Below are 8,113 nucleotides of genomic sequence, written 5' to 3' on the forward strand. Positions count from 1 at the left end.
GGCATAGCGCGCCGGGCATGGCATGTCGTAGCGGCCATGGACGATGGTGCCGGGGATGTCGCTCAGCCTGTGCGCGTCGCGCAGCAATTGTCCCTCTTCCAGCCAGCCGGCATGGACGAAATAGTGGTTCTCGATGCGGGCGAACGCGACGGCATAGTCGTCCTGCCCAAACGGACCGCTTGTCTCAAGCTCCGGCAACAGCGTGATCGTTTCGCCTTCCCACAGGCTCCAGGCGCGGGCCGCCTCGATCTGCGCCTTTCGATCCGTGCCGACCAGCCGCTTGCGATAGGCGGCCATCATGTCGCTGCGCTCGGCCTCCGGGATCGGCGCCAGGAAGCGCTCCCATTTGTCCGGGAACATTTCCGAGACGCCGAACTGATAGTACCATTCCAGTTCCGCACGCGTCAGCGTGTAGATGCCGCGCACCACCAGTTCGCTGACGCGTTCTGGATGGGTCTCGGCGTAGGCGAGCGCAAGCGTCGACCCCCAGGAGCCGCCGAACACCAGCCATTTGTCGAAGCCGGCCATTTCGCGCAGCCGTTCGATGTCGGCGACCAGGTGCCATGTCGTATTGGCTTCGAGCGAGGCGTTGGGCGTCGATTTTCCGCAGCCACGCTGGTCGAACAGGATGACATCGTAGAGCTTCGGGTCGAACAGCCGCCGGTGTTTTGGCGAAATGGTGCCGCCCGGCCCGCCATGCAGGAACACCGCCGGCTTGGCGCCTTTGGTGCCGGAACGCTCCCAGTAGACCTGGTGGCCGTCGCCGACATCGAGCATGCCGGAATCGAACGCCTCGATCTCGGGATAAAGCGTACGCAATTGACTGCTCATAGTTGTAAACCTTTGGTCGGCCAGTCCGGCGTTTCATGGTCTGGGTGCTGGAAGGAGATGATGGATTCCTGCCTGTTGTAATAATCAGGATCCTGGTGGACGGGCTGATCGAAGATCGTCTCCACCCAGGGCAACCGCGCGGCATAGTTGACCTGGATCTGCGGTGCCAGGTCCGAACGGTCGTCGAAGGCACCGATCGCGATTTCCAGCCCGCCGGGCTGCCGATATGTCAGCGGCGTGCCGCAGCGGGCGCAGAAACCACGATCGATGTTGACCGACGACTGGAAGTAACTCGGCTCTTCATGGGTCCATTCGACGCCATCTCTGGGCACCGTGACCAGCGCGCCGAAGAACGAGCCGAACTGCTTCTGGCACATGCGGCAATGGCAGATGGACGGACGGCCGAGCGCTCCATGAACGCGGAAGCGCACGGCGCCACACTGGCAGCCGCCGGTTCTTACCTGATCGGTCATGATCTTTCCTTTGGCGGCCATTGTTCGGTGTCGTGGTCGGGGTGCTGGTAGGAAACGAGATCGGCCAGATAGGAGGCCGACGACATGTCGGCCATGGTGTCCTCGCCCGGCAGTTGCGGGATCGAGTCGACATAGGGCAGCTTTGCCTCGATCCCCCATTGAATCAGCGGCACGATCTCCGCTGGATTGTCGAACGCACCGATGGCGAGGCCAACCCCGTCCGGCGCGGTGAAGGTCAGCGGCGTGCCGCAATCGGCGCAAAAACCGCGATCGACATGGTTGGACGAACGGAAGTATTTCGGCTCGCCGCGCGTCCAGTCGAGCCTGGCGCCACGCACCGAAACCAGCGGCGCGTAGAACGCGCCGAACGCCTTCTGGCACATGCGGCAATGGCAGACCGAAGCGTCGCCCAAAGCGCCTTCAACGCGAAAGCGCACCGCGCCGCACTGGCAGCCGCCGGTGTAGATCGGTCGGTTGTCGAGGCTCATCGCTGATCACTCCGGCGCATGGCAGACGGCCTCGACGTTGTTGCCGTCGGGATCGAGGACGAAGGCGCCATAGTAGTCCGGGTGATAGTGCGGGCGCAGGCCCGGCCCGCCATTGTCCTTGCCGCCGGCGGCAAGCGCCGCAGCATAGAAGGCTTCGACCTCGGCGCGGCTGCGCGCGGTGAAGGCGACGTGCTGATGGGCCTTCTGACCATCCTTGCCTTCCTGCAGCCAGAATACCGGCCGATCGCGACCGTAGCCACCGACCTTTTTACCGCCGGTGTACTCCAGCGGCACCATATACAACAGCGCGGCACCAAGCGGCGCCATCGCCTTGTCATAGAAAGCCTTCGAAGCGTCGAAATCGGCAACGTTGATGCCGAGATGATCGATCATCTTTTTACCTCCCAGGTGGTGATGCGTTCGCCTGTGACCGGATCCTTGCCGTCCTTCAACTGTATCCCTTGGGCCAGCAGGTCGTCGCGGATGCGGTCGGCTTCGGCCCAGTTCTTGGCGGCGATGAACGCGAGACGCTTGGCGATGGCCTTGGCGACGTGGCCTTCATCAACCTTCGCCGACGCGACGTCGAAGCCGAGGAACAGCAGCGACGCCTTCAGCGATGCAGCGGCATCGTTGCCGTCCACTGCCTCGCCGGCCAACTGGGTCAGGATCTGGAAGGTGGCATAGGTGGCGAGATCGTCCGACAGGGCGTCGATGATCTCCACGGGCACCTGTCCCGCCGCCGTCGGCGCGAGGTCGGCCCCCCGCTTCCATTTTCGCAGGGTGTTCTCGGCCTCTTCCAGCTTGCGCACGGAAAAGTCGATCGGCTCGCGATAATGCGTCATCAGCATCGCCAGCCGCAGCACCTCGCCCGGCCATTTGCGGCCGCCGAAGGTCTCGGTCTCCAGGAGTTCGTTGATCGAGTAGAAGTTGCCGAGGCTCTTCGACATTTTCTGCCCTTCGACCTGCAGGAAGCCGTTGTGCATCCAGATGTTGGCCATCATTTCGGTGCCATGGGCGCAACGCGACTGGGCGATCTCGTTTTCATGGTGCGGGAAGATCAGGTCGAGGCCGCCGCCATGGATGTCGAAGACCTCGCCGAGATAGGCGGCCGACATCGCCGAGCACTCGATGTGCCAGCCCGGCCGACCCCTGCCCCATGGCGAATTCCAGCCCGGCTCCTCCGGTGACGACAACTTCCAGAGGACAAAATCGCCGGGATTTTTCTTATGCGCGTCGACGGCGACGCGAGCACCGGCCTGCTGCTCGTCGAGATTGCGCTTCGACAGCTGGCCGTAGCCGGGCATCGACGCCGTGTCGAACAGGACTTCGCCCGCAGCAACATAGGCATGGCCGCGTTCGATCAGGCTTTGAATCAAGGTGATCATGTCGACCTTGCCGTCGGCACGGGGCTCGACGAATTCGGTGGCGCGCGGCTCGACCGTCGGCTCCAGGCAGCCGAGAACCGCCACGTCGCTGTGGAACTGGTCGGCGGTCTTTTCGGTGACCCGCCTGATCGCCTCATTCAACGACAGCGTGCCGGAAGCGATCTCGCCGCCGAAATCGCGCAAAGCGCGCGCATTGATCTTGTCGTCTACGTCGGTGATGTTGCGCACATAGGTGACGTGCGTCTGCCCATAGAGATGGCGCAGCAAGCGGAACAGCACGTCGAAGACGATCACCGGCCTGGCATTGCCGATATGAGCAAAGTCGTAGACGGTCGGGCCGCAGACATACATGCGCACGTTCAGCGGATCGATCGGGACGAAATCCTCTTTCGTCCGCGTCAGCGTGTTGTAGAGGCGCAGGCCCTGCGATGCGTCGGACATTCGTGCCTTCCCGGTTCAGAACTCAATTCGACGAAGCCAGCCCTGCGCGAACGCAAATCAGGCTCCAGCCTGCTGGCCGGGGCGTTTGTCCAATCTGGGGAGAGATGAGGCGAAAACGTCCGGACCAGCGCGAGGCTAGCCAATAATGCAAATGCCACAAATGGCGAAAGACGTTTTCATGGGCGGCTTTATCGCCTTGGCTTGTGTTGCCGTCAAGTCGCAAGTTTCGGCAAAACCGTCGCTGGGTCACAGGTAATGATGCACTGAAACATTTTATTAAACATGTCGGCACAGTCATGAAACATTCGCCGGCTAGATCAGCAGGCGTCACGATTTGGTCAGAATCGGCCATCAAACGCAGACACGAAAATGTTACCAGGGAAGAGAGACATGCCCCGAACCAAGCAGGAAGCCAACCGCGCCAAGCAGCCCGCGCTGGCCAACCACTATCGCGCAATCGGCCCGGCCGCGATCGTCGCCGCCCTTCTCCATACCGCCAAGAAGAAAAAGCCGGCGCAGAAGATCGTTTCGCCCCGCGCTGCCTGAAGGGATGGGCGGCCGGCGCCAATGGCGCCAGAAATGAAGGCGCCGACGCGCGCGCCCTCTGCTAGAACAACGTCATCTGACTGTCGTCCGCGCCGGACTTCTGGCGCTTGACCTTCTCGGGCTCCGGCCCGATCTCGCCCCGCTCCTGAATCTCCGGTCCGGTGTTGGCGACCTTGTTGACGAGGTCGGAGACCGGAATTGCCTCGAAGAAATCGAGCTGTGCCGGTCGCAACAGATCGGCGACATCGCGCGGTTCGAGCGTGCGGCAATCCAGCCAACGTGCGAAATCCCTGGGATCGATCACCACCGGCATGCGGTCGTGGATATGCGCTATGTCGGCATTGGCGTTGATGGTCAGGATGGCGCCGGTGTCCATTTCCGAACCGCCCGGCTCGGCATAGGTCTCGATCAGTCCGGCGAAGGCAACCAGCCCGCCATGCCTGGGGCGTATCCAGTAAGGCTGCCCCTTCTTGCCACCGGTTTGCCGCCATTCATGAAAGCCGGACGCCGGCACCAAAGCGCGGCGATGGCGCATGGCGGCCTTGAACGACGCCTTTTCGGCAGCCCCTTCGGAGCGCGCGTTGAACAGCAGCGGAAACTCGCCTGTATCCTTCACCCAGGTCGGGATCAGCCCCCAGCGCACCAGCATTGGCTGCCGGTCCGGCAGATTGGAGCCCGGCGCCCGCGGAGGGCCGGCGACCGCCATCAGGATCGGCTGCGTCGGGGCGATGTTGTAGCGCGCCGGGAAATCCTCAAGCCCCGCCACGTCCAGAAAGGCAGCGGTCTGATCCGGCGTCGCGGTCAAGGCGAAACGTCCGCACATGGTCGATTGGTGCCCTTCGAAAGGTTCGGTTTCTGAAAGTGGCGATGGAACCGGCGTTGCGCAACCGCTAAAACTTGTCCACGCTGGCCGGTCCACAACTGACCGGCCTTCAGCCTGATTGGGAATCCATGAACGAAGCGCGCAAAATACTTCCGGCAGTCTCGGTCGCCGTCGTGCGGGCAGACACCGTGCTTCTGGTCAAGCGAGCCCGGCAACCGTCGCAAGGGCTCTATGCCTTTCCGGGCGGCAAGGTCGAGCCTGGTGAGACGCTGGAGGCAGCGGCAGAGCGCGAACTTCAGGAAGAAACCGGTTTGCGTGCCACAAATTATCGCCCGCTGCGGGAAATCCACATCGACGGCCGGGATGACAGCCACCCGGTCGATTATCTCCTCACAGTCTTCGGCGCCGCCTATGCCGGCGGCGAGGCCGTGGCCAGCGACGATGCGGAGACGGCGGCCTTCTATACGCTCAGCGAGATGGCGGCGCTGCCGCTGGCAGGCTCGGTATTCGCGGTCGCCGAAGACTTGTTGGCCCCCGGCGGAAACGCCGGACTGCTGTCCTGAAATCAACTTGCGGGCCACAAATTGTTTCGCCACAAAGACTTATGCTGTTTAGCAGAGCCACGCAGCTGGTAGAGAAGGCTTATGAATCGTCCATCCATGCTCCTCGCCGTGTGTCTTGCGGTCGGCGCGACCGTTTCGATACGGCCCGCGCTCAGCGCCGAGTCGCCGTTCGAGCCCGGGTTGATGCGGCTGGCGGAGGTTCTGGGCTCGCTGCATTTCCTGCGCAATCTGTGCGGCGAAAAGGGCGACCAGTGGCGTGTCGAGATGACAAAACTGCTCGATTCGGAAAATCCGGACGCCGAGCGGCGCGCCCGTTTCATTGCCAGCTTCAATCGCGGCTACCGCTCCTTCGGCGGCACCTATACGAGGTGCACGCCCTCGGCGACCGAAGCCATCAGCCGCTACATGAAGGAAGGCGAGACGCTGTCTCGCGACATCGCCTCGCGTTACGGCAACTAATGCATATCGCCCAAAAGTGGCTGCGGTTTTGGGAGAACGACACGCATAAAAACGAAAACCTAAAGCGCCTCGCCTGAATCCGTTCAAACGCGGCGCGCTTTAGGCACTCGCTTATCGACAACTATCCGAACCATTGCTGGGTACAGCCGATATATCGGCTTGTGCCAGGCAATATCTTGGTGCAATCCTCATGTTGCACTTCTGCAACAGTATTAACGAAACCTTACCGCGCGAAAGCGGAATTAACTCAAACTGAAGGTTTTCGCCCCGCAGGCCGCCCCAATCGGCTAAGTTTGACTCGAACTGAACGCAGCTTCGCACAAGGCAATCGGGCTTTGTAAAATACGATCAAAAAAATGTCGTATTTACAAATACTTAATTGTCCCTGCGTGTGAAATGAACAGATCAGGCCTGATCCACATCAATGGATCGCAGCTTGAAAGGGTGGACATTCGCTTATGGAACATGGTGTCAACGACATCGACGCGCTGGTCAGGGAAGAAAAACGCTTGACCGCCGTGGAAAGCCACAGCGAGGCCTGGGCGGAAGGTCTCTCCGCCGGGATAGAGCCCGAGATCATTGCCGAAGCAGCGCTCGAAACAGCCTTCGGCGAGATGTTGCGTGCCAATGGCGAGACCTCGGCCCTTGCCCTGCTCGACCGTATGCGTGAAAAGGTGATTGCTGGCGCCTTCGAACCTGAACGGCTGCGGCACTGAACCGACGTCCGGTTCTTTGACGGCAATATGCCGCTCGGGCGTCATGCCCGTAAGCAGGGAGAAACGGGCAGTGAGTTTTTCGATGTCAGGCAAGCCGCGTGGCTTGGTCCTTCGCATCTCTTTCGCCGCTTGCTGTGCCGCGATTCCCCTGGTTGTGTGTCTCGCGAGCAGCCCCGCCTATGCGCTGAGCGAAATCAAGCGCGAAGAGCTCCCCCCGACGGTCACACCGCCGGCCGACGACATGTCGCCCCCCGGAAGCACCGTGCCAATGCCCAACCCGGTCGGGACGCCGCCGCCGTCTAGCCAGCCGACTGCTCCTGCCGAAGCCGAGCCGGACAGTCCGGCGGATGGCGGCGTGACCAGGCCACGCGTCGATCCGGACACGCCAGTGCCCGAGGTCATCTACGATCTCGGCAAGCTGCCGGAACCAGTGCGGCGCATGCATGATTTGATCGTCGAAGCCTGCAAGGGCGGCGATATCGAAAAGTTGCGGCCGTTGATCGGCACGGGCGACAGCACAACGCAATTGTCCCTAACCGACATTGATGGCGATGCCGTCGCTTTCCTCAAGGGCCTCTCGGGCGACCCGGACGGCCAGGAAATCCTGGCCATCCTGGAGGAGGTGCTTGATGCCGGCTACGTCCACCTCGATGCCGGCACGCCACAAGAGCTCTACGTGTGGCCGTATTTCTTCGCCCTCCCGCTGGACAAGCTGGACGCCAAGCAGCGGGTCGAACTGTTCAAGATCGTCACCGCTGGCGATTTCGACGACATGAAGCAGTTCGGCGCCTATATTTTCTATCGCGTCGGTATCACCCCTAGCGGACAATGGTCATTCTTCGTCGCCGGGGATTGAGAGCGGCTCTTCCCACCCACGGGGGTAGGGAGCCTAGCGGGGCAATGCCTCAGAAAACTCCACCGCCCTACCCTGGCTTGGCGTGGCGATCTCGCCTTCCCACATCACGCGGCGGCCGCGAATGACGGTGCCGACCGGCCAGCCGACCACTTCTCTCCCGTCATAAGGCGTCCAGCCGGCTTTCGAGCCGGCCTGCGCATTGGTGATGGTCTGGCGCCGCTTCATATCGACGATGGTGAAGTCGGCGTCGTAGCCGGCAGCGATGCGGCCCTTTCTCGCCATGCCGAAGATCCGCTGCGGGCCGTGGCTAGACAGGTCGACAAAGCGCTGCAAGGTCAGCCGGCCGGCATTGACGTGGTCGAGCATGATCGGCACCAGCGTCTGCACGCCGGTCATCCCCGACGGTGAGGCCGGATAGGGCTTTGCCTTCTCGGCCAGCGTGTGCGGCGCGTGGTCGGAGCCGAGCACATCGACGATGCCTTGCGCAATGCCATGCCAGACGCCATCGCGATGGCGCGCGGCACGCACCGGC

At 62.2% G+C, this 8,113-nt stretch carries 12 protein-coding genes; 5 read left to right on the forward strand and 7 right to left on the reverse strand.

Annotated elements, in window-relative coordinates:
- The 5 genes from pip to cysS form a co-directional block, all read right to left on the reverse strand.
- A partial coding sequence (gene pip, locus EN925_RS13400; RefSeq protein WP_128336601.1) for a prolyl aminopeptidase occupies positions 1 to 831 on the reverse strand: 831 nt, incomplete at its 3' end.
- On the reverse strand, positions 828 to 1,304 hold the full coding sequence (locus EN925_RS13405; RefSeq protein WP_013532558.1) for a GFA family protein: 477 nt from the start codon (positions 1,302 to 1,304) through the stop codon (positions 828 to 830). The genes pip and EN925_RS13405, both read right to left, overlap by 4 nt.
- A complete protein-coding gene (locus tag EN925_RS13410) occupies positions 1,301 to 1,792 on the reverse strand; it encodes a GFA family protein (RefSeq protein WP_013532559.1) in 492 nt (163 codons plus the stop codon). The genes EN925_RS13405 and EN925_RS13410 overlap by 4 nt, the downstream gene beginning before the upstream one ends.
- 6 nt (positions 1,793 to 1,798) lie before the next feature.
- Complete coding sequence (locus tag EN925_RS13415; protein ID WP_013532560.1) at positions 1,799 to 2,185, reverse strand: VOC family protein; 387 nt, start codon at positions 2,183 to 2,185, stop codon at positions 1,799 to 1,801.
- A complete protein-coding gene (cysS, locus tag EN925_RS13420; protein ID WP_128336603.1) occupies positions 2,182 to 3,618 on the reverse strand; it encodes a cysteine--tRNA ligase in 1,437 nt (478 codons plus the stop codon). Before cysS ends, EN925_RS13415 begins: the two co-directional genes overlap by 4 nt.
- Before the next feature lie 390 nt (positions 3,619 to 4,008).
- Here cysS and EN925_RS13425 point away from each other — a divergent pair, with 390 nt between their 5' ends.
- Positions 4,009 to 4,164, forward strand: a complete 156-nt coding sequence (locus EN925_RS13425) for a hypothetical protein (RefSeq protein WP_013532562.1) — start codon at positions 4,009 to 4,011, stop codon at positions 4,162 to 4,164.
- A 61-nt stretch (positions 4,165 to 4,225) separates the two neighbouring features.
- Here EN925_RS13425 and EN925_RS13430 read toward each other — a convergent pair whose 3' ends face one another.
- The gene (locus EN925_RS13430; protein WP_128336605.1) at positions 4,226 to 4,987 is read right to left on the reverse strand and encodes an SOS response-associated peptidase; all 762 of its coding nucleotides are present in this window, start codon (positions 4,985 to 4,987) and stop codon (positions 4,226 to 4,228) included.
- Between the two features lie 128 nt (positions 4,988 to 5,115).
- Here EN925_RS13430 and EN925_RS13435 point away from each other — a divergent pair, with 128 nt between their 5' ends.
- The 4 genes from EN925_RS13435 to EN925_RS13450 all read left to right on the forward strand — a co-directional run bounded on the left by EN925_RS13435 (position 5,116) and on the right by EN925_RS13450 (position 7,581).
- Positions 5,116 to 5,550, forward strand: a complete 435-nt coding sequence (locus tag EN925_RS13435; RefSeq protein WP_024503054.1) for an NUDIX hydrolase — start codon at positions 5,116 to 5,118, stop codon at positions 5,548 to 5,550.
- 81 nt (positions 5,551 to 5,631) lie between these two features.
- Positions 5,632 to 6,009 (forward strand): TIGR02301 family protein, encoded by a 378-nt coding sequence (locus EN925_RS13440; RefSeq protein ID WP_013532565.1) that lies wholly within the window; start codon positions 5,632 to 5,634, stop codon positions 6,007 to 6,009.
- Between the two features lie 458 nt (positions 6,010 to 6,467).
- Complete coding sequence (locus EN925_RS13445) at positions 6,468 to 6,725, forward strand: hypothetical protein (RefSeq protein ID WP_008874920.1); 258 nt, start codon at positions 6,468 to 6,470, stop codon at positions 6,723 to 6,725.
- Positions 6,726 to 6,795: 70 nt separating this feature from the next.
- Positions 6,796 to 7,581, forward strand: a complete 786-nt coding sequence (locus tag EN925_RS13450) for a hypothetical protein (RefSeq protein ID WP_164753812.1) — start codon at positions 6,796 to 6,798, stop codon at positions 7,579 to 7,581.
- Between the two features lie 33 nt (positions 7,582 to 7,614).
- Here EN925_RS13450 and EN925_RS13455 read toward each other — a convergent pair.
- A partial coding sequence (locus tag EN925_RS13455; RefSeq protein ID WP_164894199.1) for an amidohydrolase family protein occupies positions 7,615 to 8,113 on the reverse strand: 499 nt, incomplete at its 5' end.

Source organism: Mesorhizobium sp. M7A.F.Ca.US.006.04.2.1 (assembly GCF_004022915.1).
GTDB lineage: Bacteria > Pseudomonadota > Alphaproteobacteria > Rhizobiales > Rhizobiaceae > Mesorhizobium > Mesorhizobium ciceri.

Excerpts from the sequence above, each read along its gene's own strand:
- cysS (WP_128336603.1), bottom strand. The coding sequence starts at position 3,618 with ATGTCCGACGCATCGCAGGGCCTGCGCCTCTACAACACGCTGACGCGG.
- EN925_RS13445 (WP_008874920.1), top strand. The coding sequence starts at position 6,468 with ATGGAACATGGTGTCAACGACATCGACGCGCTGGTCAGGGAAGAAAAA.
- EN925_RS13430 (WP_128336605.1), bottom strand. The coding sequence starts at position 4,987 with ATGTGCGGACGTTTCGCCTTGACCGCGACGCCGGATCAGACCGCTGCC.
- EN925_RS13410 (WP_013532559.1), bottom strand. The coding sequence starts at position 1,792 with ATGAGCCTCGACAACCGACCGATCTACACCGGCGGCTGCCAGTGCGGC.
- EN925_RS13435 (WP_024503054.1), top strand. The coding sequence starts at position 5,116 with ATGAACGAAGCGCGCAAAATACTTCCGGCAGTCTCGGTCGCCGTCGTG.
- EN925_RS13405 (WP_013532558.1), bottom strand. The coding sequence starts at position 1,304 with ATGACCGATCAGGTAAGAACCGGCGGCTGCCAGTGTGGCGCCGTGCGC.
- EN925_RS13440 (WP_013532565.1), top strand. The coding sequence starts at position 5,632 with ATGAATCGTCCATCCATGCTCCTCGCCGTGTGTCTTGCGGTCGGCGCG.
- EN925_RS13425 (WP_013532562.1), top strand. The coding sequence starts at position 4,009 with ATGCCCCGAACCAAGCAGGAAGCCAACCGCGCCAAGCAGCCCGCGCTG.
- EN925_RS13415 (WP_013532560.1), bottom strand. The coding sequence starts at position 2,185 with ATGATCGATCATCTCGGCATCAACGTTGCCGATTTCGACGCTTCGAAG.